28 protein-coding genes are annotated in these 23,672 nt (G+C 69.7%); 5 read left to right on the forward strand and 23 right to left on the reverse strand.

Going from position 1 to position 23,672, the window contains the following annotated elements:
• Positions 1 to 4: 4 nt before the first annotated feature.
• The 13 genes from ACFE8Y_RS03330 to ACFE8Y_RS03390 all read right to left on the reverse strand — a co-directional run bounded on the left by ACFE8Y_RS03330 (position 5) and on the right by ACFE8Y_RS03390 (position 5,320).
• Entirely contained in the window at positions 5 to 199 is a 195-nt protein-coding gene (locus ACFE8Y_RS03330) for a hypothetical protein (protein ID WP_375462966.1), read from the reverse strand.
• Positions 196 to 1,488, reverse strand: a complete 1,293-nt coding sequence (locus ACFE8Y_RS03335) for a metallophosphoesterase (RefSeq protein WP_375462967.1) — start codon at positions 1,486 to 1,488, stop codon at positions 196 to 198. The genes ACFE8Y_RS03330 and ACFE8Y_RS03335 overlap by 4 nt, the downstream gene beginning before the upstream one ends.
• Entirely contained in the window at positions 1,485 to 1,802 is a 318-nt protein-coding gene (locus ACFE8Y_RS03340) for a hypothetical protein (protein ID WP_375462968.1), read from the reverse strand. Before ACFE8Y_RS03340 ends, ACFE8Y_RS03335 begins: the two co-directional genes overlap by 4 nt.
• A complete protein-coding gene (locus tag ACFE8Y_RS03345) occupies positions 1,799 to 1,954 on the reverse strand; it encodes a hypothetical protein (protein WP_375462969.1) in 156 nt (51 codons plus the stop codon). The genes ACFE8Y_RS03340 and ACFE8Y_RS03345 overlap by 4 nt, the downstream gene beginning before the upstream one ends.
• Complete coding sequence (locus tag ACFE8Y_RS03350) at positions 1,951 to 2,325, reverse strand: hypothetical protein (RefSeq protein ID WP_375462970.1); 375 nt, start codon at positions 2,323 to 2,325, stop codon at positions 1,951 to 1,953. The genes ACFE8Y_RS03345 and ACFE8Y_RS03350 overlap by 4 nt, the downstream gene beginning before the upstream one ends.
• Positions 2,322 to 2,696: a hypothetical protein gene (locus tag ACFE8Y_RS03355; protein ID WP_375462971.1), complete on the reverse strand. Its 375-nt coding sequence runs from the start codon at positions 2,694 to 2,696 to the stop codon at positions 2,322 to 2,324. Before ACFE8Y_RS03355 ends, ACFE8Y_RS03350 begins: the two co-directional genes overlap by 4 nt.
• The gene (locus ACFE8Y_RS03360; RefSeq protein WP_375462972.1) at positions 2,693 to 2,989 is read right to left on the reverse strand and encodes a hypothetical protein; all 297 of its coding nucleotides are present in this window, start codon (positions 2,987 to 2,989) and stop codon (positions 2,693 to 2,695) included. Before ACFE8Y_RS03360 ends, ACFE8Y_RS03355 begins: the two co-directional genes overlap by 4 nt.
• Positions 2,989 to 3,453 carry a hypothetical protein gene (locus ACFE8Y_RS03365; RefSeq protein WP_375462973.1) on the reverse strand — a complete coding sequence of 155 codons (465 nt, stop codon included), beginning with the start codon at positions 3,451 to 3,453 and terminating at the stop codon, positions 2,989 to 2,991. The genes ACFE8Y_RS03360 and ACFE8Y_RS03365 overlap by 1 nt, the downstream gene beginning before the upstream one ends.
• Positions 3,454 to 3,668: 215 nt before the next feature.
• Complete coding sequence (locus ACFE8Y_RS03370) at positions 3,669 to 4,268, reverse strand: lysozyme (RefSeq protein ID WP_375462974.1); 600 nt, start codon at positions 4,266 to 4,268, stop codon at positions 3,669 to 3,671.
• A complete protein-coding gene (locus ACFE8Y_RS03375; protein WP_375462975.1) occupies positions 4,268 to 4,555 on the reverse strand; it encodes a hypothetical protein in 288 nt (95 codons plus the stop codon). Before ACFE8Y_RS03375 ends, ACFE8Y_RS03370 begins: the two co-directional genes overlap by 1 nt.
• Positions 4,552 to 4,800 carry a hypothetical protein gene (locus ACFE8Y_RS03380; RefSeq protein WP_375462976.1) on the reverse strand — a complete coding sequence of 83 codons (249 nt, stop codon included), beginning with the start codon at positions 4,798 to 4,800 and terminating at the stop codon, positions 4,552 to 4,554. The genes ACFE8Y_RS03375 and ACFE8Y_RS03380 overlap by 4 nt, the downstream gene beginning before the upstream one ends.
• Positions 4,800 to 5,075: a hypothetical protein gene (locus ACFE8Y_RS03385; RefSeq protein ID WP_375462977.1), complete on the reverse strand. Its 276-nt coding sequence runs from the start codon at positions 5,073 to 5,075 to the stop codon at positions 4,800 to 4,802. The genes ACFE8Y_RS03380 and ACFE8Y_RS03385 overlap by 1 nt, the downstream gene beginning before the upstream one ends.
• Positions 5,075 to 5,320: a hypothetical protein gene (locus ACFE8Y_RS03390; RefSeq protein ID WP_375462978.1), complete on the reverse strand. Its 246-nt coding sequence runs from the start codon at positions 5,318 to 5,320 to the stop codon at positions 5,075 to 5,077. Before ACFE8Y_RS03390 ends, ACFE8Y_RS03385 begins: the two co-directional genes overlap by 1 nt.
• A gap of 898 nt (positions 5,321 to 6,218) precedes the next feature.
• On the opposite strand from ACFE8Y_RS03390, the gene ACFE8Y_RS03395 reads away from it, so the two are divergent.
• From ACFE8Y_RS03395 to ACFE8Y_RS03405, 3 genes are all read left to right on the forward strand, one after another.
• Positions 6,219 to 8,360 (forward strand): hypothetical protein, encoded by a 2,142-nt coding sequence (locus ACFE8Y_RS03395; protein ID WP_375462979.1) that lies wholly within the window; start codon positions 6,219 to 6,221, stop codon positions 8,358 to 8,360.
• A gap of 248 nt (positions 8,361 to 8,608) precedes the next feature.
• Positions 8,609 to 8,941, forward strand: coding sequence for a hypothetical protein (locus ACFE8Y_RS03400; RefSeq protein WP_375462980.1), 333 nt, complete (start codon positions 8,609 to 8,611; stop codon positions 8,939 to 8,941).
• A gap of 100 nt (positions 8,942 to 9,041) precedes the next feature.
• Positions 9,042 to 9,311 (forward strand): hypothetical protein, encoded by a 270-nt coding sequence (locus ACFE8Y_RS03405; protein ID WP_375462981.1) that lies wholly within the window; start codon positions 9,042 to 9,044, stop codon positions 9,309 to 9,311.
• A 111-nt stretch (positions 9,312 to 9,422) separates the two neighbouring features.
• On the opposite strand, the gene istB is transcribed toward ACFE8Y_RS03405, so the two are convergent.
• The 4 genes from istB to ACFE8Y_RS03425 form a co-directional block, all read right to left on the reverse strand.
• Complete coding sequence (gene istB / locus ACFE8Y_RS03410; protein ID WP_375462982.1) at positions 9,423 to 10,166, reverse strand: IS21-like element helper ATPase IstB; 744 nt, start codon at positions 10,164 to 10,166, stop codon at positions 9,423 to 9,425.
• A gap of 11 nt (positions 10,167 to 10,177) precedes the next feature.
• Positions 10,178 to 11,692, reverse strand: a complete 1,515-nt coding sequence (istA, locus tag ACFE8Y_RS03415) for an IS21 family transposase (protein WP_375462983.1) — start codon at positions 11,690 to 11,692, stop codon at positions 10,178 to 10,180.
• A 269-nt stretch (positions 11,693 to 11,961) separates the two neighbouring features.
• Positions 11,962 to 12,276 (reverse strand): winged helix-turn-helix domain-containing protein, encoded by a 315-nt coding sequence (locus tag ACFE8Y_RS03420; RefSeq protein ID WP_375463031.1) that lies wholly within the window; start codon positions 12,274 to 12,276, stop codon positions 11,962 to 11,964.
• A gap of 17 nt (positions 12,277 to 12,293) precedes the next feature.
• Complete coding sequence (locus ACFE8Y_RS03425) at positions 12,294 to 12,596, reverse strand: helix-turn-helix domain-containing protein (RefSeq protein ID WP_375462984.1); 303 nt, start codon at positions 12,594 to 12,596, stop codon at positions 12,294 to 12,296.
• A gap of 483 nt (positions 12,597 to 13,079) precedes the next feature.
• Between ACFE8Y_RS03425 and dapB the strand changes: the two genes are divergently transcribed.
• Positions 13,080 to 13,877 (forward strand): 4-hydroxy-tetrahydrodipicolinate reductase, encoded by a 798-nt coding sequence (dapB, locus tag ACFE8Y_RS03430; RefSeq protein WP_375463032.1) that lies wholly within the window; start codon positions 13,080 to 13,082, stop codon positions 13,875 to 13,877.
• A 421-nt stretch (positions 13,878 to 14,298) separates the two neighbouring features.
• Here the strand turns inward: dapB and ACFE8Y_RS03435 are convergent, their stop codons facing one another.
• The 5 genes from ACFE8Y_RS03435 to ACFE8Y_RS03455 form a co-directional block, all read right to left on the reverse strand.
• Entirely contained in the window at positions 14,299 to 16,671 is a 2,373-nt protein-coding gene (locus ACFE8Y_RS03435) for a TonB-dependent siderophore receptor (RefSeq protein ID WP_375462985.1), read from the reverse strand.
• Between the two features lie 247 nt (positions 16,672 to 16,918).
• Positions 16,919 to 18,922 carry a Fe(3+)-hydroxamate ABC transporter permease FhuB gene (fhuB, locus tag ACFE8Y_RS03440; protein WP_375462986.1) on the reverse strand — a complete coding sequence of 668 codons (2,004 nt, stop codon included), beginning with the start codon at positions 18,920 to 18,922 and terminating at the stop codon, positions 16,919 to 16,921.
• Complete coding sequence (locus ACFE8Y_RS03445; RefSeq protein WP_375462987.1) at positions 18,915 to 19,799, reverse strand: ABC transporter substrate-binding protein; 885 nt, start codon at positions 19,797 to 19,799, stop codon at positions 18,915 to 18,917. The genes fhuB and ACFE8Y_RS03445 overlap by 8 nt, the downstream gene beginning before the upstream one ends.
• Positions 19,800 to 19,803: 4 nt before the next feature.
• Positions 19,804 to 21,066 (reverse strand): MFS transporter, encoded by a 1,263-nt coding sequence (locus tag ACFE8Y_RS03450; RefSeq protein ID WP_375462988.1) that lies wholly within the window; start codon positions 21,064 to 21,066, stop codon positions 19,804 to 19,806.
• Between the two features lie 24 nt (positions 21,067 to 21,090).
• Positions 21,091 to 22,167, reverse strand: a complete 1,077-nt coding sequence (locus ACFE8Y_RS03455; RefSeq protein WP_375462989.1) for a DUF2218 domain-containing protein — start codon at positions 22,165 to 22,167, stop codon at positions 21,091 to 21,093.
• Positions 22,168 to 22,398: 231 nt separating this feature from the next.
• On the opposite strand from ACFE8Y_RS03455, the gene ACFE8Y_RS03460 reads away from it, so the two are divergent.
• Complete coding sequence (locus tag ACFE8Y_RS03460) at positions 22,399 to 23,133, forward strand: thioesterase II family protein (RefSeq protein ID WP_375462990.1); 735 nt, start codon at positions 22,399 to 22,401, stop codon at positions 23,131 to 23,133.
• A gap of 8 nt (positions 23,134 to 23,141) precedes the next feature.
• Here ACFE8Y_RS03460 and ACFE8Y_RS03465 read toward each other — a convergent pair whose 3' ends face one another.
• Entirely contained in the window at positions 23,142 to 23,666 is a 525-nt protein-coding gene (locus ACFE8Y_RS03465; protein ID WP_375462991.1) for a sigma-70 family RNA polymerase sigma factor, read from the reverse strand.
• Positions 23,667 to 23,672: the final 6 nt, after the last annotated feature.

Below are 23,672 nucleotides of genomic sequence, written 5' to 3' on the forward strand. Positions count from 1 at the left end.
TGGCTCATCGCAGGAGCGCCCAGACGAGCCAGGCCAGCAGCGTGCCGACGACGACCACGAAGGCCCGGAAGATCGCCGAAAGCAGGCCGCCAATGTCGAACGAGCCGCCAGAGCTCGGCAGGGGCATGAGGATGGCCCAGGCAATCATCGCCATGGTCATGGCGAGGGGAAAGGCCCACAGGCCGACTGTGATGGTCATTGCAGGGTCCCCCTGATGTTGACGCGGTGGCGGCAGACCTCGCCGTCGTCGGCATGGAAGGTCACGGCGTTGACCGAGCGATTCGAGCGGTACCCGCCGGCCGCCGCGTAGGCGTCCTTGGCCGCCGGGGACGTGAAGCTCTCGACCCGGACGGGGCCGACCTCCTTGGCCGTCTCATGGTGGATGTGGCCGAAGAAGAAGTGCCGGTGGTCGGTCTCGCCCCAGTCGCGCGGGCGGTCGGTGGCGAGCATCATCGCCATCCGGTCGGGCTTCATGGTGTGGCCGTGGGTGGCGCCGAGCAGGCAGCGCCCGAACCGCCGGAACCAGTGGATGCCCGACCCGGCGGCGACCGTGATGCGGTCGTGGTCCTCGAAGTAGAGCTCCAGGGCGACCGCCAGGGTGAGCGCCGCGTCCTCATCGTGGTTGCCGGGGAGGAAGGCGACCTCAACCTCCTGGTGGCGCTCGGCGACGGCCCGGGAGAGCTCCACCGCGACTCGGGCGCCGACGCCGTAGACCTTGCGCCAGCGGCCATCGACGTCGAGCGTGTGGCCGCTCCGGGGCGTGGCATTCTTCTGGTCGTTCATGTGGAAGTAGTCGCCGAGGAACAGCAGCACCGCATGCTTCGACGGCGGGCCCATCGTGAGCAGGCGTCCCACCTCGCGGCGGATCATGTCTGCGGCGATCTTCAGGTCGTAGTCCTCGCCGCACTCCGGGGCGTGCGCCATCATGCCGAGGTGCAGGTCCGAGATGACGTAGACGGTCAGCAGGTCCTCGTCCTGGGACGTCGGGGGACTCGCCAGCACCGCGGCGCCCCGGACGTCCAGCATGGCCTCGCGCAGGGAAGCGGCGAACGCGACCGGGTCGACGTCGGCGGTCTTGGTCTTGACCCACTTGGCGATCTCGCGGCCATGGGCGTCGACGAAGGCCGAGACCCCCTTCACGACCTGCCCCTCGGGTACCTGGAAGTGGTCGCCGTGGGACCGGGTCTGGACCACCGTCTGGCCCGCGAGCCGGCCGGCCTTGTCGTAGCGGGCCGAGGTCCGGTTGACCTTGAACCCCGGCAGCACGGGGTCGAACCCGAGCAGGCCGCGCTCGGCCGCCCATGCCCGAACGGAAGCTAAGCCGCCCTCGCTACCGATTACCTGACCGGGTTTCACGGCCTTGAGGACGTGCTTCCGGACCGCGTTTGGGGCGACCTTCAGCACCTTCGCGGCACCCCCGAACCCCCCGCTGGCGAGGTAGGCGGAGACGGCCTGCTCGGTGGTGATCTTGGACGGACCGGGCATCATGCGGTTCCCATCGTGACGGTGCGGGGGCTCAGCCCGAGGGCGGCCGCGGCGAGGGGTGTCGGCAGGTAGGGGCTGTGGACCTCGGCCCCATCCCATGCGGGGTTGAGGAACACGTGCCCGGTCGTCTGCAGGGCGTGGAGGTCGCCCACCATCCGGGCTCGCCCGGCTGCACGGCGACCCTCGACGGCGAGGCTCGACAGGGTGCTGACATCGAGCCAGCCCCAGCGCTCCCGGGCGAACGTCATCCCTCCGGCGTCGACGAGGTCGGCGACCGTGCGGGGCGACGGAGGGACTCGGAAGTCGCCCTCGTTCACCGGGGCCTCCGCCAGGCGAAGTAGAGGCGCTCCGTCACCTGCTCGATTGCCGCCTTGAGGACGTCCTTGTCGTAGGACGGCGCCGGCGGCATGAGGTTGGCCTTCAGGAGCTCGGCGGTGACCTTGAGGTCGGTCTGGTCGGCGATGCTCACGCTGCGTACTCCCGGCCGATGCCCTTGAGCTCCTGGAACCGGCGGACCAGGGCGACGAGCTCGACCGCCCGGGACCCGATGAGCTCGACGGCGGTGGTGCCGTCGCATGCCCGGTCGCCCGTGATGAGGATGAGGCCGAGCCCCCGGCTCCCGACGACCTGGACGATCCGGTCGGCGGTGTGGGGCGCACCCTCGGATTCGAGCCATGCCAGGACGGTGGGGACCAGTACCGCCGGGATCTCGGCGACGACGGCACCGGACGGGTACACGGCCTGCAGGCCGGCGATTGCCTCGGGGACCGTTCGGCAGGCCGCGGCGGCCGGCGTCGCCGCCAGCAACCCGAGGGCGAGGCAGGCGGCGACGCGGGTCATGCGGCAGGTCTCCGACGACGGGGCGGGGGCTCGGTCCCGGACAGGGCCGAGATGATGGTCGTGGCCGTGTTGCGAACGGTGTGCTCGACGTCGTCCATCCGCTTCGAGATGCGGGCCTCGGTCTCGCGCAGGCTGTCCTGACGGACGTAGTCGCGATGGAGCTCGTCCCGCATCGCGGACACGTTGGCCTCAATGCGCTCGACGCCCTTGGCGGAGGCGGTCGCCTTCTCCGCGGCGGAGTCGATGGAAGCCTGCATGCCGCGGGTGCGGTCGGCCTGCTTCCAGACCAGCGTGCCGATGGCGATGAGGGGGATGGCGATGACCAGGAGGGCGATCAGCACCTCGCCGGAGCCGAGGGTCGCGGGGTTCATGGTGTCGGTCTCCCGAAGGATGCCGAGACGTCCTTCATCCAGTTGAGCGCCCGATCCCCGCAGGCCGTCTTGGCGCGGTCGAGCAGCTTGGCGTCGGCGATGATCTGCACGGCCTGGCGCCGGCCGAAGCCGGACGCCGGGATCTCGGGGAACTCGCGGTGGAGGCACCCCTCCAGGTCCGCAGGGATGGGAGGCAGGGTGGGACGCACGGCGATGTCGAGGGCCGCCCGGTCGGGGCAGCCCCCAAGCATGACGCCGACGAGGACCAGGGCGGGGATGAGGGCGGCGCGCATCACAGGGCCCTCAGGCGACGGGCGTCGTCGGGGCTGACGCAGGTGCCGTCGGGCGTGCGGGCGAGGTGGCGCTGCAGGTCCCTGAGCCGGGACGCGGACGCCTTCGAGGCGGCCTCCGCCGCATCGGCCCGCGCCTTGTCCTGAGCCGAGATCCTCGCCGAGGCGGCGGCTTGACGCTGCTGCTCCCTCACGAGGGCTTCGGCGCGGTCCTTTTCGACCTTCAGGGTACGGGCGGCCTCGACGGCGAAGGCGTCGTGCGAGCCCTTGGCCTGGCCAGCCTGGAACAGGACCGCTCCGAGCAGGATGCCGATTCCGGAGCCGACGATCAGGTGGCGGAGCCATGACGGCAGGTAGGCGGCCGCGATGAGGCCGAGCACGATCAGGCCCACCGCGCCCGCGCCAACGATGGTGGCGACGAAGGAGAATGCGGTCCAGCCGTGCGAGATGACGGTCATGAAGTTCACCGGCGCGCCCTCCGCTTGGCCTTGGGCGCCGGGGCGCGGATTGCACGGATGGCCGCCTCGAAGGCGGGGTCGGTCGCGACGAGCTCGACCCGGGCGTCACCGCGCAGGGCCACCAGGACGTCCGCAATCGGGGACGTCGCGGGCCGATCAGCGCGGGGGCACATCGGGCCCGACAGGACCGCGGCGACGACGAGGGGGGCGAGCGCGCACATGGCTCAGACCCCCTTCAGGCACATGGCGCGCTCGGCCTGGCGGCGCTTGACCAGCCCGGCGAGGACGCGAAGCGGCTTCCCGCCCTTGTCGTAGAGGAGGAAGGCGTTGCAGGCGGCGCGGCGGTCGCCGGCATTGTAGTGGCGGACGACCGAGCTCTTGCAGAGGCCGCCTGTGCCGATGTTGTAGGAGAGGCTCAACGCCGCCACGTAGAAGTCGTCGCCCATCGGCCGGGTGATGCAGCGCTCGATGGCCGGGGCGAAGTCGGAGCCGAGGCGCTCGACCAGCATGGCCTGGCACTCGGCCAGGGTGAACCGCTGCCCCATGCGGACGCCCTTGGTCTCGCCGATGCAGACCGTAGGGATTCCGACGCTGTCCCGGTAGGCCGTGGTCCGCACGCCCTCGAACTGGGTGATGGTCGCGATGCCCAAGGTCGCGACCGCGGACCCGACGATGAAGCGCTTCGAGACCTTGCGGCGTCCGGCCGGCGCGGCGGCGACGATTGAGGGGCGGATTGGAGCCGTGGCGGCCGCCGTCGGGCGGGCCGTCGCGATCATGGCCGCGGCGGCGGGACCGCTCAGGGCTTGGAGCAGGCGGGCGAGCATCAGGCATCCCCCCCGGTGGCGGCAGGCGCGCCGGACACTGCGTTCTGGGCGACGACCCGGGCGAGCATGGAGGCGACGGTGGTGAGGCCGGCGAGCGCACCGAAGGTTCCCCGACCGACGGGCAGCACGCCGTCAAGGTAGGGGAATGCGACTTCCAAACCGCAGAGCACCAGCGAGATGGCCGAGTACCGGATCGACCAGCCGTAGCGGAGGACCGCGCGCCAGTTCGGGACGAGGCTGAGCTTGTGCCGGACCACGGCGACCAGGTTCGTGACGGCGGCGGTCATTGCATCCTCGTCGGGTACTGGTGCCAGCAGGCCGGGTAGGCCATCGCGATCCGCGCGGCGTCCTCGGGGTCGAGCCCGGGCCAATGGCGTTCGAGGCTGACGAGCGCTTTCGCGCGGACCTGGCCGAGGGCCTGGGTCTCGCAGTCAGACAGCGTCCGGCGGACGCGGGCCCGAGCCGGGAACAGCGTGGCGGCGACCGCGGCGAGGCCGATCATGGCGGCGAGGATGTTTCGCTCGCGGGCCATCAGTCGGCTTCCCTTTGGGCCTGGATGCGGTGATCGCGCAGGCGGTCGCGAAGGGTGCGGTGGAGGCGGGCGTTGGCTCGCTGGTAGTCCTCGACCTCCCAGCCGGCGTAGAACTCGGTCTCGGAAGCCACGGCCACGAAATGCAGGAGGCGGTCGCCGACCACGCGGGCGACGTAGGCCGTCGCGGTCATCTCGTGCCCGCCGGGGACCGCCGTCAGGGCCTCGTCGGAGATCCGCACCAAGGCGAAGTCGAGGTGTGAGCCTTCGGTCGCCATCAGTGCACCGCCATTAGATTGAGGGCGGTCGAGGCGGACATCGCCTGGATCGGGTTCACCGACAGGCAGTCGCACATCCAGAACAGGCGCTCGAAGCCGATACGCTTTAGGCGGTCCGGGCAGCGGCTCTTGATGTCGGAGAGGTCCCGGCAGAGTTGGCCGAGGTTTCCGAGGGAATCCCCGAGGGCGTGACGCACCTGCTCGGTGGTCATGCGCGAGACCAGCGGCGCCAGGGCGTTCGCCATGCCGAGCCGGGCATTCATGCTCGACGGCGAACGGCGCTTCCGCGTGTCATCCAGACGCTGCGGGGCCGTTCTAACACCTGAGGCGGCGGTTTGTTCCATGCAGATACGCTGCCAGGAACTTTGGATTCGTGTAGTGCCGCGCCGGGGGAATATGGTCCCACGCGTCGCTTTGCGCGGTAGAAACCATGCAATCCATCCATTCGGCGCCTCAGGCCCCTAGGGATGGATCAGCAGCGCGATCCTCCTCACCGGTGCCCGTCACCCCTTCGCGTCCGGACGCATCGCCGTGCCGGCTGCCTTCGGGTCCGGCGCGAGTTCAGGCCATCCCGTCCTTGGGGCACCCCGGAACGCCTGTCGGCAGGCATCGCAGGCGACGGGCGTGACAACTCTGTTTCAGGGGAAAACGACATTCCACAGAGGGGAAACGGCATGGGCGGGTCTCGGGCGTGCGGACCGGGCCATATCATAAGTCGGAATGGATGATCCGGGGGTTAGGCCTCCGGCCGGGAGGTCACCTGTCCCGGTCGATCCCGTGGCGGCCGGCGGGGGTCAGAGGTCCCTCCGGGCGTCCAGCGTGACAACCCCATCTCGGCGGAAACCGCGGTTCCACAGAGGGGGAACGACGGTGACGAGGAGGTCGGCGTGCGCACCTGCCCCCATCTTGAGTCGGAAGGGGATGGTCCGGGGTTCGGCCTCCGGCCCGAGGCTTACCTGTCTCGGTCGCCTCGGGATCGACCTGCAGGGCCCCCAAGGCCCCTACAGGGCACCGTGCGTGACAACCCTGTCGGACCAAAAATCGACGTTCCACAGAGCGGAATCGACACGGGGAGGCTTGTGGCGTGCGCACAGCCACATATCATAGGTCGTGAGGGAATGGTCTCGGGGGAGGCAGAACCGCGTGTCGGCATCGAGCGAAATCTTCGACCGGCTACGCGAGGCGGCTTACCCGTGGATCCGCGCGGAGCATCGCCGGACCGGCGTGCGGCCTGAACCGAGGACGGTCGATGCCTTCCTTGGCCGTGAGGCCAAGCTCATCGTATCGAATATCCGGGACCCCGACCTCACCGATTACGTCGTGTCGGACACGATCCGGTCTGTCGGAGCATACTGCCAACGTATGCGCCTCGGTGGCTACAGCCCCGCCAACCGGGCCCTGTTCACCGCGATGTCCGGCAAGGCCAAGGAATGGGCGAAGGCCGACCGCCGGGCCCGCCGCGCCCCCGTCGACCGCGACGGGTTATGCGCCTTCCTTAACCGCGAGGTTGGCGAGTACGTCCTCGTCGCGGGGCAGGACGTGCCCGAGGCCGACCGCGCCTCCGTCGTCGAGAGGCTCTCGACCTACTTCGCCCGGATGGGCGCGGGGAAGGGCGACCCGCTCCGCCCGGCCTCGACGTTGCAGGCGCGCGACCTTCGGGAAGTCGACGTCGAAGCGATGGAGGCCCACGAGGCGGAGCGGGCTGAGCGCGAGGGACGCGCTCCCCGGCGCCTCTCCATCAACGCGTTGCACGACCGCCTCGGCTTTGATCTCATCCGCGGCCCCGACGGCCAGCCCCACGCCCGTGACACGGGCATAACCCGCTCAGCGGTTCGTGGCGCCGTTGAGCGCCTCCGTGGGCAGCCCCTACGGGCGAGGCGGATCGACCTCCTGCCGCCCACGGCCCGCGACCTGGCCGGCGTCCTTGAGTGCGAGTGCCCTCAGAAGCGGGTCACGGTCGTCACCGTCGACGCCCTGGCCGCGAAGCTGTGGGCGCCGGCCCGTACGCCCGCCGCCCGCCGGCAGCATGTCCGGCGCCTACGCGTCGCCGGTGACATCATCGCGGAGGCTGGCATCGGCCTGCGCCTGGCCGTTGTCGGGGACCACGTCGTCGTCGGGCGCGGTCGCGTCCTCCCCACCGACGGGGCCCGGCTGCAGGCCCTAGTGGACGCCGCTCTCGTCGTCCGCCGGCAGACGGGACGCAACCGCGTGCGGCGCCTGTCCGCTGGTCTCGTCGCCCATCGCCAGGGTATCTGGGGCACCGAGGAGGGCGAGATCGCCAAGGTACTGGCCCGGACGGTCGCCAGCCATGGCGGGCACGACGACGCGTGGCTCACGCTCGCCGCGGCCGGGCTCACCGCCGGCGCCGACGACATGTCTGCTGTGTGGGACGGTGCGGGCGCGCAGGTTCAAGGCAACACCATGGTGCTCGCGACCGCCATCGAGCAGGCCATCGCGACGCAGGCGTACGGTCGTCTCTCCGGTCAGGCTTCAATGGCCACGTCCCTCCTGAAGGACCTGGTGACCCGTGCCCACGACGCCGGCCTCGATCAAGCGTGGGGCGACCTCGTCCGGTCTCGGGGCCTGGCGGAGCGCCTCTGCCGGGCGTCCGAGGCAGGCGCCCGGGAGCGTGTCAGGCGCATCGGCGCGGTCTTCGCGAAGGCGCCGATTCCCCAGGCCTGGGAGGCCGCCGTGCTGCTCTCCACCTGCGCCGCGCGTCCCGGACGCCGTCACAAGCACCCCCCGGTCGCCATGCCTGCAGCCAGACCCGCTCCCACTCCCGCCCCGGCGCCCGTCAAGGCCGAGTTCTACCCCACCCACGTGCCGGCCGCGAGGATCTCGGGCGAGCTCGCCGAGGACATTGGCGTCTATTGGAAGGTCAACGTCGTCCGGCCCTCCTTTCAGGCAATGAGGTCCGTCTACCAAGGCTTCGCGCCTAAAGACACGCGCGACCTCGACCTTGACGAACTGCCTCAGCCCTCGACGCCAGAAGCGGTACGGGATGGCCTGCGGCGGGTCTTGCAGTGGTGGGACCGGCCTGAGCTCGCCCAGGTCGCGCGGATCGACCTGGAGCTCAAGGGCGCCCTGAAGGCCGCCATCTTGAATGCCGGCATCGCCCTCCGCGACCAGGGCGCACCTGCACTCTATTACGCGGGCAGCGTCGTCCGGACGATTGCCCTACATTCGAGAAGCCCTGAGCGCGTCTGCGACCTTCCATGCCGTTTGGCTCACGACGCCGAGCGTCACCGGTGGAGCCTAGCGCAGGCCGCCAAGACAGCCGCTTAACTCCATGGTGCGCCCATGGACGTCAGATTTAACCCCATGATTTCCCCATGAGCCCCCATCTCATCTGAGCCACGAACCCCATGGCTGGCCCATGCCCCGGTCCATGGGCTTCATGGGACGGTCATGGGGCTGAGATGGACCGGCACGGTTCCGGCACCAGCCGTCCCTCATGGGATCGGCCGAAAGTCCCCGATGAGGGACGCTCCCTGCGGTTGGTGCCTTGCATGCCGCGGTGGGATGATGGCCGCATGATCGAGATCGAGCCCATGCCCATGCCAGCCGAGCCGTTCCAGTCTCGCGCCGCCCGTCAGCGGGAAGAGGCCCGTGAGCGTGCCCGGCGGTCACGGGAGCGCCATGCGAAGACCGCGGAGATGGGCGCCGCGATCCTCCGCGCGTTGGCGTTCGAGGCCGGGCTCAGGGGCAAGGACGGGAAAGTCATGGTCCGCGACGAGAGGGTGGACCTGACGGAAGTCGTCGCAACCGCCGCATACATGATGCTGGGGCCGGGCGAGCCCGGGCCGTTCCGGAAGCGGAAGGTCGAGCTCGCCGAATACTTGGCGTCCTTCGCAGACGAGGCCTGACACCGTCGCCAAGCCCACGAATCGCCCCTGAGTGCTACCGTGTGGGCACCACCCCGGCCCGCGCCGAACCGTCCGGGTCGACCTCAATTGGGGACGCCAAATGGCCGGCTTCAACGTCCAACTCAACGTCGCCGACGCCGTCGAGAACGCCCGGACCATGTTCGCCGGGTTCGAACGCGCCTTCCCCCGCGCCGTGCAGTTCGCCCTGAACCGCGTCGTCGTCGACGGCGTGAAACGGTTCAGGGACGACGAGATGCCAGCCGGCCTGCGGCACATGTCGGCGTTCACCCGGCAGGGTGTCAGGTACAAGCTCGACCGATCCCGCCTCGACTGCGTATTCCGACGAAGCCGGCCGGGTATTCCGATTTGAAGCCGGCCGTCATTCCGACGCGAAGCCGGCCACCGTTCCGATTTGAAGCCGGCCGGTGGCGGAGGCGCTCCCGCGGGTCTGGGGTGAAGATCACGAGGTTGGTTCAGGCGGTCAAGCGGCTTGCTCGGCAGCTTTCCGTTTGCGCAGGCTCTCGCCGACGAGTTCGATGCGGTGAGCGTTGTGGAGCAGCCGGTCGAGGACGGCATCGGCGAGCGTCGGGATGCCGATGATCTCGTACCAGCGGTCGACCGGCACCTGGCTGGTGATCAGGGTCGATCCGCTGTCGTAGCGGTCCTCGATGATCTCCAGGAGGTCACGGGCCTGCTCGGGCAGGAGCGGCTCGGGCCCCCAATCGTCGAGGATCAGCAGGTTCACCTTGGCGATCTGACGCAGCAGACGGCCGTAGCGGCCATCGCCGCGCGCGAGGCTCAGTGCCGCGAACAAGCGCGGCACGCGATAGTACAGCACCGAGAGATCGTCCCGGCAGGCCTTGTGTCCCAGCGCGCAGGCCAGCCAGCTCTTTCCGACGCCGCAGGGGCCGGTGATGACGAGATTGCGCCGGGTCCGGATCCAGTCGCCGGTGGCGAGCTTGAGGAACAGCGACCGGTCGAGGCCGCGATGGCTGCGATAATCGACATCCTCGATGCTGGCGGGGTGGCGCAGGCGGGCGGCCCTTGCGCGGGTCTCGAAGCGCTTCTGCCGACGGGCGGTGGCCTCGTGTTCGAGTAGGAGCCCGAGCCACTCGGCGTGCGAGAGCGCGCCGGCTTCCGGGTTGGCGTCGAGCGTCCTGTAGCCAGAGGCCATACCGGTCAGGCCGAGTTCGCGCAGGAGATCGAGGGTGGGATGAGTGAGCATCGTCGTCTCCGTCAGTGGAAGTAGCGCGGGCCGCGCAGGTTGGGGTGGAGCAGCACGGGGGCGGCCTCGGCGGAGGGCGCGGCGCGGTTGAGACCCATCCTGAGGATCGAGGCGATGCTCCTGTGGGTAAGCGCGCCGATGGCGACGGCCCGGGCCGAGGCGGCCTCCGCCCGTCCGGGGTCGAGCCCGCGATAGAGGCGCAGGATGCCCAGACAGGTGCGGAACCCCTGCTCCGGATGCGGACGGTCGTGGAGGATGGCCAGGACGAGGCCCTCGGTCTCGGGGCCAATGCTGCGTGCCCAGCGCCGGAAGCGCTCAGGGCTCCACTCGGCATAGCGCCGGTGGGCGCTCGGCATGTGCTCGGGATCGGTGCCGTGCCGCCGGCCGGCATAGCGGCGCTCATGGGCGGCGACGCGCTGGCCGCGGTGGAACACCTCGACGGTGCGCGCTGTGATGCGGACATCGACCTGCTCGCGGATCAGGGCGTGGGGCACCGAGTACAGGAAGCCGGCCGCTTCGACATGGTAGTCGAGGTTGACCCGGGCCAGCCGCCATTCGGCGAAGGCGTAGTCGTCGTCCGGCAGGGGACGGAGCGCCGCCCGCTCGACCGCCTCGAACAGCGCACGCCGGGTCGTGCCGAGCCTGCGCATCGGGTGGGCATTGATACGCTCGATCATCGCGGCGATGGCGGCGTTGCATTCGGCGAGCGAGAAGAACGTCTGCCGGCGCAGCCGTCCCAGGATGTAGGTCTGGGCAAAGCGCACGCCGGCCTCGACCTTGGCCTTGTCGCGTGGCTTCCTCGGCCGGGCCGGCAGGATGCCGACACCGTAATGGTCGGCCATCATACTGTCGGAGCGGTTGATCTCCGGATCGTAGAACGAGGCCTTGTGTACGGCGCTCTTGAGATTGTCGGGCACGACGAGCCGGGGCAGGCCACCGAGGAAGCGGAACAGGCGGACATGCGCGCCGATCCAGTCGGGCAGCGTCTGCGTCCAGGTCGCCTCGGCGTAGGTCAGGCTCGATGCACCCAGCACCGCCACGAAGATCTCGGCCTGGCGCACCACCCCGGTGGCCGGATCGACGATTCCGATCTTTTTGCCGGAATAGTCGACGAAGACCTTGTCGCCGGCCCCATGATGCTGGCGCATCACCGGGGTGAGGCGGCGCTCGAACTCGCGATAGAGATCGCAGAACCGCGAGTAGCCGTAGCCGTCGGGATGGGCCTCCCGATACTCCTCCCACACCACGGTGAGGTTGACCCCGGGACGGCGCATCTCCCGGATCAGCGAGGGCCAGTCCGGCTCGGCCAGCCGACGCATCCCTTGCTTCACCCCGGCCCGGGCGAACAGCCCCTGTTCCAGCACCGCGTCGCTGTCCTCGGAGCCGAGCGGCCAGGTCAGGCCGGCGGCGCTCGCCCGGGCGAGGTTGTCCTGAACGGTCGAGCGGGCGATGCCCAGCGTTCGTCCGATCTCGCGCGAACTCACCTCGTCATGGGCGAGCCGCAGCATCTGTTTGATCTGTCGCATGGTCAGCTCTCTCCTGGCCGGCATCCCGCTCTCCTCGTGGTCGAGGACAGGGATGCCGCGGTTGCTGACCCGCGGGGATGCGCCGTCGCCGATGCCGGCTACCGAGTGGCCGGCTTCATCGCGGAATGGTGGCCGACATCAGATCGGAACGCTGGCCGGCTTCGCGTCGGAATAGGTGGCCGGCTTCCGTCGGAATCCGCAGGCAGACGGCACCGAAGATGGAGGCCCACGTGTAGCGACCGTCGCGTGGCCCTCGCGGTCGTGTTCCCTTACGAGCCCAGATGCGGGTCGATAAGCCTTGCTGGCCAACCCCGGCTTCGTCCTGACCCGAAGGGCGCGAAACGCGAAACCAAATCTCGACGGGCTTGCTGCGAGCCTCTTCGGGGAGAATGGCGTCCACCTTCTGGGAGAAGTTTTTTAAATGCCTTCTGGGCCTCGGGGTCTGACTTGGGATGCTGCGGGCGCATCAACAGGAGCATATAGCCGAGCTTATTCAACGGCTTGCCGACGGTGTGCTCGTGCATCACCACGCCGAACCGTTCCGCGATTACCCGCCGAAGATCACATTGCCACCAACACGCCACGCCGTCCGTCTCGGGGTCTAGCCCTTTCTCGACGAGGGTCGCCAACTCCGAAAGCTGGGCTCGCTCAGATGGCGCGGTGGACCGGCAGAGCTCCGGTTGACCAGAGCCGCCAAGCCATCGGCCTTGTCGCGATGCACCCCGTCCTGCAGCGACTGGCGGTCCATCCCGCAGGTCTCAGCCGCCGTCGTGCGGTCGATACCTTCCAGGACCAGAGCCAAGGCCAGCATCCGCCGCGCCGCCCGCACATTCGGCGCTGTCCCAGACGCTGCTCGCAACTCGAAGGCGCCCAGTTCCAGCCGCGTGATGGCGATCCCCGACATCGCTACTGCCTCGCCAAAAAGACAGCGAATCAGCGTTTCCGAAATCTGGAAACCCCAGAAGGGTCAAAAATCGGGCAGTTGATATAATTTTCAATCTGCTCATCAATAAAATATATAAATTAAATCAATATAACATATTCTATATTTTTCGTATCGTATTTTTATGCAAAAAGCGGTGGCCGGTTTTACGAAATTAGATTAATTTTTGTCTTTGAGGAAGAGATCTCCCGTCTCAGGCGCGATCATAGCGCCCAGAACATCGCGCGGCTGCGAAGACTCGCCTTCACCATCGTCCGGGCCGTCGGCGAGAAATGGTCCATTAGGGCCGCCCACAAAGCCGCCAGCTGGAACCCCGACTTCCTCGCCTCCCTTTCGATACCCGAACACGTCGACCTGGATTCGTCGCCGTGTCGTCTCTCCACCCCGTCTTGGCACAGCCGGCCCCAGGCTGTACCGCCTGCGGAGGACGGTCGGAGGGTGAGCATGCGGCTCCTGGTGGTGGGCGCCGACGGGCGCATGGGGCGGATGCTGATCCGCGTGGTGGCCGAGGCCGAGGGCTGCACGCTGTCCGGGGCGATCGAGCGCGAGGGCTCGCCCGCCCTCGGCCAGGATGCGGGCACGCTCGCCGGCATCGGGACACTCGGCGTGCCCGTCACCGACGATCCGCTACCGGCCTTCGCCGCGACCGAGGGCGTCCTCGATTTCACCGTGCCGGCGGCCACCACCTTCTTTGCCGAGCTCGCCGCCCAGGCGCGGATCGTTCACGTGGTCGGCACCACCGGGATGGACGAGTCCCACCTCGCCCAGCTCTCGGCGGCCGCGCGCCATGCCAGGATCGTGCGCTCGGGCAACATGTCGCTGGGTGTCAACCTCGTCGCCGGCCTGGTTCGCAAGGTGGCCGCCGCGCTCGGCGAGGATTTCGACATCGAGATCGTCGAGATGCATCACCGCATGAAGGTGGACGCGCCTTCGGGCACCGCCCTACTGCTGGGCGAGGCGGCGGCGCAGGGGCGCGGCGTCGCCCTGCCCGACGTCCGGGTCTCGACCCGCGACGGCCATACCGGCGCGCGCCGGCCCGGCGACATCGGCTTTGCGACCCTGCGCGGCGGCAGCGTGATCGGCGACCACAGCGTCGTCTTCGCGGGCCCCGGCGAGCGCATCACGCTCTCCCACCACGCTGAGGACCGCGCCATCTTCGCCCGCGGCGCGGTGCGCGCGGCGCGATGGGCCTTCGACAAGCCGCCCGGCCTCTACGGCATGGCCGACGTGCTGGGACTGTAGGGTCCCTCGCCCGCATCCGGCGCGCTCACCGCGGTGAAGCCCGCCGGCCAGTCTCATCCTGTCATACTGAACGCCATAGCCGGACGCCGTCTGTCCGTGGCGACCGCCGCACGAGCAGCGCCGGCTGACGATCCTGACCGGAGTGCGATCGGCAGGTCGTGACGGCGCATCAGGCGCCCCACCCGCCCGTGACTGACCGTTCGGCCCTCCGCGCAAAGGGCGCGGCATGGACCGGAGGCCAAGCCGTATCACGCAGCCCGCGCGGCGCCTGAGCAAAACCGAAATCCGCATTGCGAAGCCATCGAACGGATTTCGTATGATGCTCGATGAGCAAGTGCTGCCAAACCAGGGCAATCCCAGACCTCGGCCCGGCGGCAGACCCGACGCCGGGGATCACGACCCGGGCCGTGCGGCTGCTCCGTCACCAGCGATAGGTCACCGAGCCGGTGATGCGGCGGCCATCGCCGTAGTTGCAGCCGGCATAGCCCGCGAGCTGGGCGCAGGTGCCGACGTAGACCCGGTCGAGCAGGTTGTTGGCGGCGACCTGGAAGCGCCAGTTCTCGTAGGTGTAGCGGATCGCTGCATCCACGAGAAAATATTCCGGCACTTGAAGCGTGTTCTGGGCGTCGGCGAAGGTGTCGCCGACGTAGCGCACGCCGACGCCGAACCCGAGGCCGCGGAACAGGCCGGTCTGGACGGTGTAGTCGGCCCAGTTCGAGATGACGACGTTGGGCACCTGGATCGGCCGCTTGCCCACCGCGCTGAGGGCGCCGCCGGGCGGCGAGTCCTTGGTGACGCTGGCATCGAGGGCGGTGAGGGAGCTCAGCAGGCGGAACCCGTTCGAGAGGTCGAGGGTCGCCTCGACCTCGAAGCCGCGCACGTCGACCTGGCCGGTCTGGTAATAGGCCTGCTGGAGCGGATCGGTCGCGTCGAAGGTGAGCGCATTGGTCTTCTTGGTGTCGAACACGGAGAACAGGAACGAACTCGTCGACCCCGGCGGCTGGAACTTGACGCCGCCCTCGATCGTCTCGCCGATCTCGGGCTTGGCCGGCGTGATCGCGTAGGATGTCGGCACCGGCAGGCCGAGGACGGGCTGGACGGTGCTCGACTGGATGTAGAACGGCAGCACGTTGAATGAGCGCGCCGCCGCCACGTAGGGCGTCAGCCCGTTGTCGAAGAGATAGGAGAGGCCGACGCGGCCGCTGTAGGATTGCGCGTCCTGGGCGATGCCGAAATTGGTCGGGATGGCGTTGGGCACGCCGAAGCCGTTGAGGAGGTTGCGGATGTTGTCGATGGCCGGGTTGAGCACGTCGGTCTTCGTCGTCACCCAATCGTAGCGGCCGTTGGCGCTGAACAGCCAGCCGTTGGCGAATTTGACCTGGTCCTGGGCGTAGACACCGACCTGTTCCTGGGTCAGGCGGCTGAACAGCGTGCGCGGCAGCGCCGAGACGGTCTGGCCGTAGACCGGGTTGAGCACGTCGATCGGCCCGATCAGCGGCGTGACGTTGCCGGTGAGCAGACCCGGATCGAGGAACGACGCCGAGGGGCCGCCCGTCTGATCGCTCTTGTGCTTGATGCTGCTGTAGTCGACCCCGAGCAGGGCGGTGTTCTTGACGAACCCGAAATCCTTCTCGTGCTGGATCTGGGTGTCGACGGTGAAGACGCCGTATTCCTCCAGCCATGTCTGGGCCGAGCGGGCGAGCAGCGAGGGCGAGGCCCCGTTCAGGCCGGTCGGGTAGATGCTGCGGTAATCGGTGGAGGCATGGGCGTAGCGCAGGTTCTGGCGCACGGTCCATTCGTCGTCGAAGCGGTGCGAGAACTCGTAGCCCGCCATGGCGCGTTCGGCCTTGAAGCCGTTGAAGTTCGGCTCGCCAAGGAAGCGGTCGCGCAGGTTCGCCCGCAACGGGCTGGTGCCGTTGGTGTAGTATTGCGGAATCAGGCGGTATTTGTCGCCGGTGTTGTCCTTCTGGTAGTTGCCGAGCAGGGTCAGGCTGGTATCGGCCGACGGCCGGAAGGTGACCGCCGGCGCGATGTAGATGCGGTCGAGGTCGGTGTAATCGGCCTGCGTGCCGCCGTTCCTGAGAAAGCCGGTGAGGCGGTAGAGGATGGTCTTCTCGGGATCGACCGGACCGCTCAGATCGAAGCCGAACTGCTTGCGGTTGTAGGTGCCGTAGGAGCCGAAGATCTCGCGCAACGGCACGTCGAGGGGCTTCTTGCTGATGAAGTTCACGAGGCCGCCCGGATCGTTGAGGCCGTAGAGCCCCGAGGTCGGCCCGCGCAGCACGTCGATGCGCTCGACGCCGTAGGGCTCCTGCGGAAAGCCCGAGAAGCTCGTGACGGGCAGGCGCAGGCCGTCGCGGTAGACGCCGCGGATCGTCTGATCGAACCCCCGGATGATGAGCTGGTCGAAACGGCCGTCGTCGCCCTGCGGCGAGGAATAGACGCCCGCGCTGTAGGCGAGCGCGTCGGCGAGACTCTGGGCGCCGCGATCCTCGAGCTGCTTCTGGGTGACGACGGAGATCGATTGGGGGACCTCGCGCAGGGGCGTGCTGGTCTTGGTGCCGGTCGCCGTCCTCGGCACCACGTAGGAATTGGCCGGCGTGGCCGCCGTGAGCCCGGCTCCGCCCGAACCGGTGCCCGCCCCGCTCACCGACAGGGTCTCAAGCTGCACAGCGGCGGCGCTCGGCGCGCCCTGCGCCCATGCGCTCCCGAGGCCGGGCGCCATCGCCGCGAGCGCCAGGAGGGAGACCCCGGCCAGACGTCCGTTTCCGCACCCTGCGGACTTTTGCTGCATGCCCTCTGACATCGAAACCGGCCCTGACACTGGAAAAGTTGCACTTTGGCCGAGGATGGACGCTGATCTGCGGTCATTGGATGTTTAGAATTATTCCAATGGAAAAGACCTTACCTCGACTAGAAAACCATTCTCAGAAATGCGGTCTTCTGCAAGGTTAGACTCGGAAATAGGCACCGATTGGCAGGGCGCGTTGCCGACGGACAACAATTCTTGTTTGGAATAATTAAACGATACCTCGGCCCCATCATCGCCGGGCCAGCATCACCATCAGGAACGGGCCGCCCACCAGCGTCGCGATCAACCCGGCGGGGAGCTGGTAGGGGAAGAACGCCATGCGCCCGACGACGTCGGCCACCACCATGGTCGCCCCGCCGATGAGGGCGGCCCCGGCGAGGTGGGTCGAGGCGCGGGACAGGCCCATCAGGCGCGCGATCTGGGGGGCGACGAGGCCGACGAAGCTGAACGGGCCGGCCACCAGTGTCCCCGCCGCGGTGAGGACGGCGGCGAGGGCCAGGATGACGAGGCGGCTGCGCCCGATCGCCAGGCCCAGCGACCGGCCCGTCGGTGCCCCGAGCGGGAGAAGGTCGAGCCAGCGCCGGACGAAGGGAATGGCGGCCAGCCCGAGGCAAAGGACGGCCGACGCCACGAGGGCGTCCTCGGCCGTCGCCCGCGAGGTCGAGCCCGCGGTCCAGCCCCGCAGCATCACCACCGAGGGGTCGCCGCTGATCATCAGGATGGTGAGGATCGCCCCGAAGCCGGTGGTCAGGCCGATGCCGGCGAGCAGCATCTGCTCGGGAGCCGACGCCGCCCGCCGCCCCAGGGCCAGCATCGCCAGAAGGGTGGCGCCGGCACCCAGGCTTCCGGCGCCGAGCAGGCTCGCCCGGTCGGGCGTGCCGAGGGCGAGGCTGACGATGAGGATGCCCAGCGCCGCCCCCGAACTGATGCCGAGCACCTCGGGGCTCGCCAGGGGGTTGCCGGTCAGTCGCTGGATCATCGCCCCGGCAATGGCGAGCATCGCCCCGGCCGCCAGGGAGGCGCCGATCCGCGGCGCGCGCCAGGGCATCAGCGCGTCGAGAGTCTCGCCTGTGCTCCAGCGCCAGCCGCCCGGATCTTGACCGAACGACAGGGCGACCCAGACGACGATGGCGAGGAGCGCGGTTCCCGAGAGGATCAGGCGCCAGGGATGAGCGATGCGCGGCCCGCTTCGGGTCGGCGTGGCGTGCAGCGAACCGATGCCCGTCAGCCTCGGCAGCAGCCACAGGAGAAGCGGCACGCCGACGAGGGAGGCGACGGCGCCGGTGGGGAGCTGGACGACGGAGCCCAGGGATTGCACCACCGCATCGGTGAGCCACAGCAGCACGGCGCCGAGCAGGGGGGCGGCCACGAGCCTTCGGCCGAAGCGGCGGGTTCCGGTCAGCCGCACCAGGATCGGGGCGGCGAAGCCGACGAAGCCGATGACGCCGACGCCGGCGACGACGAAGCCGCCGAGCGCCACCGCGACGGCGACGGCGGCGAACCGGGCCTTGCCCAGGGACAGGCCGAGGCTGCGGGCATGGGCGTCGTCGAGGTCGAGGAGGGCGAGGGGCCTCGCCATCAGGGCGACGAGGGCCGCCGCGCCGGCGAGCCGCGGGGCGAGATAGGCCGGGGCGCTCCAATCGTTCATGGCGAGCGAGCCCGCACCCCACACGAACAGGCCGAACAGCCGTTCCTGATGCAGGATCACGAGGAGCGTCTCGACCGCCCCGCAATAGAGCTCGACCACGAGCCCCGCGAGCAGCAGGGCGAGCGGCGCAAAGCCCCTCGCCCAGCCGAGGGCGAAGACGGCGAGCGCCGCCAGCCCCGCCCCGGCGAGGGCGACCGCCTCGCGTCCCTGCGAGAACAGGCCCGGCGCGAACAGGGACGCCAGTGCGAGGGCGAGCTGCGCCCCGGCCGAGACGCCCAGCGTCGAGGGCGAGGCGAGGGGGTTCTTGAGGGTCTGCTGCAGCACGGTGCCCGACAGGGCGAGCGCCGCCCCGGCGAGCCAGGCGGTCACGAGGCGTGGCAGCCAACTCTCGCGCAGGATCACATGGCGGATGTCGCCCCAATCCGGGTTCCACAGGGCGCCGAGGGCCGCGCCGAGGGGCAGATCCGCCGTGAGGCCACGCAGGCTGAGGAGGCCGGCGGCTAGCGCCAACCCGCCGATCAGCAGCGCCGTGCTGTTACGGCGGGCAGGGGTCGGCGCGCCCAAGCCGAGCGCGGCCTCAGCCACGGTGGCACTCCTCCCGGACGAGGTCGGCCATCAGCGTGGCGAAGCGTCCGATCGCCGGCAGGCCGCCGTAGAACCAGACCGGCGCAAGGGTCGCCATCGGCCGCTCGCGCAGGGCCGGCAGGCTTTGCCAGAGCCGGCTGTCGGCGAGCGCCCGGGCCGCATCCGATTGCACCGGGCCGATATGGATGAAGCGCGCCCCCGATACGCCCGCGAGTTGCTCGACGCCGACCACGGCAAAGCCGTAGCCGTTGGTGGGGCCGGTCCAGCCGTTGACGAGGCCCATGCGATCGAGCACCGGCTGGAACAGGCTCTTGGTGCCGTAAACGACGACGTTGCGATGGTCGACGATCCAGATCAGGTAGACCGCACGCCCCTCGCCGGGACAGGCGCGCGAGGCGGCCTCGAGGAGCGCATCGGTGCGCGCTTCCAGTGCCTCGCCTTCGGCGTCGCGCCCGAGCCGTGCCGCCAGACGGCGCGTCTCGGCTCTGGCGCCCTCGTAGGGAGAGCCTGACCCGGAATTCGCCGAGACCGCCTCGGTCGGCGCGATGCGCCGGAGGAGATCGCCCTGGGCCGCCACCTGGAGCGGATTGCCCAGGATGATGTCGGGCTTCAGGCTCGCCAACAGTTCGAGGTTTGGCTCGACCACGAGGCCGAGATCGACGACGCTCGGAGGCAGGGTCGGCGCGACCACGGCGCGGTTGTAGCCCTCGGGCTGCGTCACCGCGACGGGCACGAGGCCGAGGCCGAGGATGAGTTCGACGGCGCCCCAATCGAGGGCGGCGATGCGAAGCGCCGCCGGTTCCGCCGCCGCGCGCGGGAGGGGGGTGAGAAAGACGAAGAGAACGAGGACGTTGGCGAGGACGCGCAACGGGAGCATGCCATCACCGGGCATTGCAGGCGACGTCCGGTTCGGCCTCCGGCGCCAGGCTCGCCCGGCGCAGGGCCGGCACGAGGGCGGCGATGATAGCGGTCGCGGCGAGGCAGGCCGCACCTCCGGCCAGCATGGCGACGCGTGCCGACGTGGCATGGGCGCTCGCCCCCGCCTGCATGCCGCCGAGCGCCGGTCCGATCGTCTCCTCCAGCACCCAGAGGCTCGACACGCGCCCGAGCATCGCGTACGGCGTCGACCGCTGGATCAGCGCCGCGCGCAGGATGCCGGCGAGACTGGCCGCCCCCCCTAAGACCACGAGGCAGGCCACGGCCGCCGGGACCGACGAGGCTCCCGCCAGCGCCATGCAGGCGAGCGCCCAGACGGCGACGCAGGCAACGAGCCAACGGCCGGCATGGGGGCTCGCGCCGGCCGGTCCCGAACCGAGCGCGCCGATGAGGGCGCCCACGGACGGGGCCGCATAGAGGAGGCCGATGCTGTCCGGGCCGCCGCCGAGCCCCGTCGTCGCGAATTCCGGAAGCAGCACGTAGGGGACCGCGAGGATCAGGGCGGCGAGATCGATCAGGAGCAGGCTCGACACCAGGGGCGAATGCCGCAGATACCGCAGACCTCCGAGAAGGCCGTCGTTCCCGGCCCTGGCTCCGGCCGGTCCCGGCGGCAGCGCGGGCAGCAGCGCCAGCAGGATCGGGGTCAGCCCCGAGGCCACGGCGACGAAGGCGTAGCAGGCCAAAAGTCCGGCCGAGGCGGTGATCGCGCCGGCCAGGAACGGGCCGGTGATGGCGCCGGCCTGCGCTGCCACCGCCGTCAGAGCGGCCGCCCCGGCCAGGTGCTCGCGCCCGACGAGGGCCGGGGTCGCCGCCATCAGGGCCGGCATGCCGAAGCCGAAGGTGACGCCCCCGACGACGGCGGCCAAATAGATCGGCCAGACCAGGGGCTCGCCCAGGACGGCATTGCCCATCAGGATCAGGATGCACAGGAGGTGGGCGCCGCGCGACCACACCATGACCGCGCGCCGGTCGAACCGGTCGGCCAGCCAGCCGCCGGCCATCAGCGAGACCGCCATCGGCGCGGCCACTGCCGCGTTCAGGAGCGCGACCTGGAGCGAGGAGGCCGTCAGCCTATACATCTGGAGGCTGACGGCGACGCCGAGCACCCCGAACGCCAGGAAAGACGCGGCCCGCGCGGCATAGAGCAGCCGGAAGCCATGGCTCGCCCTGAGCGGTGCGAGGTCGATCATCCCAAGGACTGCGCTCACGCGTCGTCCCTCATGCGTCGTCCCTCATGTATCGTCCTTGGCGTCCTCGGCCGCGCCGCGCCGCCAATAGGCCACCGCCAGATGCTGGGTCCGGTCGAGCTTGCACGTCTTTCGCCAATGCGCGCGCAGGGCCTTGAAGGTCTCGAACTCGGTGCCGGACCAGGCGAAGACGGTGCGGTCATCGGGGATCGGGATCGCGCGCAACGCATCCTGGAGCAGCGTCGTCGAGCCCGCCGGTGCGTTGCCGCGATGGAGCCAGCGCAGGGCGACGCCCTCGGGATGGACGAGCGGCAATTCATCCACGGCGTCCCCGACCTCGATCACCGCGATTCCTTCGGCCTGCGCGGGCAGGCGTTCGAGGATGCGGCCGATCGCCGGCAGGGCGGTCTCGTCCCCGACGAGCAGGGTCCAATCGGCCGGTCCCGCGCTGCGGCCGCCGGGGCCGAGGAGCCCCGCGACGTCGCCGGGCCGGGCCCGCCGCGCGAAGGACGCGCCGGGACCGGCATCCTCGTGCAGGGCGAAATCGATGTCGATCTCACCTGCGGCCACGTCGATCCGGCGGAGGGTGTAGCTGCGAAGGGCCGGCGCGGCCTCGCCCTGCGGCCAGACCGGAATGCCGTCGATTCCAGGGACCGGCCACACCGGGGGCTGCCCCTCGGGCGGGATCAGCAGATGGACGTGCATGTCGTGCGCGTCGTAGCGGGCGAGATCGGCGCCGTGGAACGTGACGCGGCGCATCCGCGGCGTCAGGTCGGCCACCCGGCGGACACGGACTTCGCGCAGGCTCGGCAGGGTCGCTTCCCCACAGCCGTCGCCGGTCCAGACGATGGGGGCCGTCGATGCCGAGGGCAGTTCCTGAAGGTGGGAGGCCAGCATGAACTTGACCACCGCCAGGCCCAACGCGTCGCCGGCCTCGGCCCGCAGGGTCAGACCGTCGGGGGCGGCTTCCAACTGGCCGGTGCCGACGTCGAAGGCGATGATGCCCTTCCCCGGCCATTGGTCCACCGGGATGTCGTGGTCGAGGAAATGCGCGCACAGGGTGGCGATGGCCTCTCCGGCATCGGCGAGCGGAACCCGGGCCTGCGAGACCAGTGCTGTCACGGCGAGATCCTCGTCTGGGGCGTTTCGACCGGATGTCCACGCGGCGCACCGCCTTAGACGATGCCCCCTGGAACGACAACATGTGCGATCTACTTTTCAGGCATTCTAAACCACGGATGGCAAGGTCGATGCTGTCGATCGTCTTTGACGACGACCGATAGTCTATGCTTTGACGACCGCTATAGTCTTTGGAATCGAACCCGATCGCCACCCTCGTGGAGACGTGACCGCTTGCCCGGACCGACCCTGACCCGCCGTCCCCGCAACCGGGCGGCCCCGGCCCGCCTGGTCTGCCTTCCCTTCGCGGGCGGCAGCGCCTCGTCCTATGCGGCGATCGAGGTGGCCCTCGCCGGAACGGCCGAAGTCGCGACGGCCGAGCTGCCTGGCCGCGGAACCCGTTTCGGCGAACCCTTCGCCACGGACCTGGTCGGCCTCACCGCCGGGATCGCGGACGAGATCCTGGCGCTCCCCGAAAAGCCGCTGGTTCTCTTCGGGCATTCGATGGGCGCTTTGCTCGCCTTCGAGGTCGCGCGGACCCTGGTCGATCGGGGATCGCGGCCGGCGCACGTGGTGCTGAGCGGGCGGCGGCCGCCGGAGGCTGCCACCGCCGAGGCGGACCTCACCGACGCCGATCTGGTGGCGCGGATGACGCGTCTGGGCGGCACGCCGGCCGAGGTGTTCGCCCGCCCCGACCTGCTCGCCCTGGTCCTGCCGGTGGTGCGGGCCGATTACCGCCTCGTCTCCGGCTACCGCCCGCGCGAGGCCGCGCCGCTGCCGGTGGAAGCCACCATCCTCGGGGGCGAGGACGATGCCGACAATCCGCCGGGCCTTCTCGCGGGCTGGGGACGCGCGCTCGGCGGCTCGCTCAACGTCGAGATCTGGCCCGGAGGCCATTTCTTCATCCGCGCCCACGAAGAAAAATTGATCGCGCGCCTGCGCGCCACCTTCCTTGCCGCCACCGCCTGATCGAGCGGTCACGCCGTGGCGCGGCACAGGGCGGTCCCATCCCGGATCATGAAATTGACCAGCGTCGGCGAGACACCGATTTCCCGGGCGAGGTCCTTCTGCGGAACGCCGTCGAGGCGATGGGCCAGGAACACCCGCCGTGTCCGCTCCGGTGCCGCTTCGAGCGCCGCGAGGACGGCCTTGAGGGCCTGGCAATCCTCCAGGCGCTGATGCGGGCAAGCGCAGGGGGCCGCGATCGTCTCGGCCTCGGCGTCGGAGATCGAGTGGCATCGCTCGCGAAGCGCCCGGCGGGCGCAATCGATCGCGGCATTGCGGACCATCCGCCGGAGATAAGGGGCCGGTGCGCCGACCGCATCCGGACAATCGGCCTGGCACAGCCTCAATGTCACCTCCTGCACCACGTCCTCCGCCGAGGTCCGGTCGTGAAGGATGCGGGCCGCGTGAGCGACGAGATCGGCCTGCTCGCGGACCACCGCATCGAGCAGGGCGGTCGTCCGAGCCGCATGAGGGTGCGCAACCACCTGTCCTGCCATGGCCTG

It is taken from the genome of uncultured Methylobacterium sp., from assembly GCF_964242245.1.
Lineage (GTDB): Bacteria > Pseudomonadota > Alphaproteobacteria > Rhizobiales > Beijerinckiaceae > Methylobacterium.

Excerpts from the sequence above, each read along its gene's own strand:
- ACFE8Y_RS03335 (WP_375462967.1), bottom strand. The coding sequence starts at position 1,488 with ATGATGCCCGGTCCGTCCAAGATCACCACCGAGCAGGCCGTCTCCGCC.
- ACFE8Y_RS03360 (WP_375462972.1), bottom strand. The coding sequence starts at position 2,989 with ATGCGCGCCGCCCTCATCCCCGCCCTGGTCCTCGTCGGCGTCATGCTT.
- ACFE8Y_RS03375 (WP_375462975.1), bottom strand. The coding sequence starts at position 4,555 with ATGACCGCCGCCGTCACGAACCTGGTCGCCGTGGTCCGGCACAAGCTC.
- istA (WP_375462983.1), bottom strand. The coding sequence starts at position 11,692 with ATGCGACAGATCAAACAGATGCTGCGGCTCGCCCATGACGAGGTGAGT.
- ACFE8Y_RS03465 (WP_375462991.1), bottom strand. The coding sequence starts at position 23,666 with ATGGCAGGACAGGTGGTTGCGCACCCTCATGCGGCTCGGACGACCGCC.
- ACFE8Y_RS03435 (WP_375462985.1), bottom strand. The coding sequence starts at position 16,671 with ATGCAGCAAAAGTCCGCAGGGTGCGGAAACGGACGTCTGGCCGGGGTC.
- istB (WP_375462982.1), bottom strand. The coding sequence starts at position 10,166 with ATGCTCACTCATCCCACCCTCGATCTCCTGCGCGAACTCGGCCTGACC.
- ACFE8Y_RS03445 (WP_375462987.1), bottom strand. The coding sequence starts at position 19,799 with ATGCTCCCGTTGCGCGTCCTCGCCAACGTCCTCGTTCTCTTCGTCTTT.
- ACFE8Y_RS03370 (WP_375462974.1), bottom strand. The coding sequence starts at position 4,268 with ATGCTCGCCCGCCTGCTCCAAGCCCTGAGCGGTCCCGCCGCCGCGGCC.
- dapB (WP_375463032.1), top strand. The coding sequence starts at position 13,080 with ATGCGGCTCCTGGTGGTGGGCGCCGACGGGCGCATGGGGCGGATGCTG.
- ACFE8Y_RS03425 (WP_375462984.1), bottom strand. The coding sequence starts at position 12,596 with ATGTCGGGGATCGCCATCACGCGGCTGGAACTGGGCGCCTTCGAGTTG.
- ACFE8Y_RS03400 (WP_375462980.1), top strand. The coding sequence starts at position 8,609 with ATGATCGAGATCGAGCCCATGCCCATGCCAGCCGAGCCGTTCCAGTCT.
- ACFE8Y_RS03390 (WP_375462978.1), bottom strand. The coding sequence starts at position 5,320 with ATGGCGAACGCCCTGGCGCCGCTGGTCTCGCGCATGACCACCGAGCAG.
- ACFE8Y_RS03330 (WP_375462966.1), bottom strand. The coding sequence starts at position 199 with ATGACCATCACAGTCGGCCTGTGGGCCTTTCCCCTCGCCATGACCATG.
- ACFE8Y_RS03380 (WP_375462976.1), bottom strand. The coding sequence starts at position 4,800 with ATGGCCCGCGAGCGAAACATCCTCGCCGCCATGATCGGCCTCGCCGCG.
- ACFE8Y_RS03355 (WP_375462971.1), bottom strand. The coding sequence starts at position 2,696 with ATGAACCCCGCGACCCTCGGCTCCGGCGAGGTGCTGATCGCCCTCCTG.
- ACFE8Y_RS03385 (WP_375462977.1), bottom strand. The coding sequence starts at position 5,075 with ATGGCGACCGAAGGCTCACACCTCGACTTCGCCTTGGTGCGGATCTCC.
- ACFE8Y_RS03350 (WP_375462970.1), bottom strand. The coding sequence starts at position 2,325 with ATGACCCGCGTCGCCGCCTGCCTCGCCCTCGGGTTGCTGGCGGCGACG.
- ACFE8Y_RS03405 (WP_375462981.1), top strand. The coding sequence starts at position 9,042 with ATGGCCGGCTTCAACGTCCAACTCAACGTCGCCGACGCCGTCGAGAAC.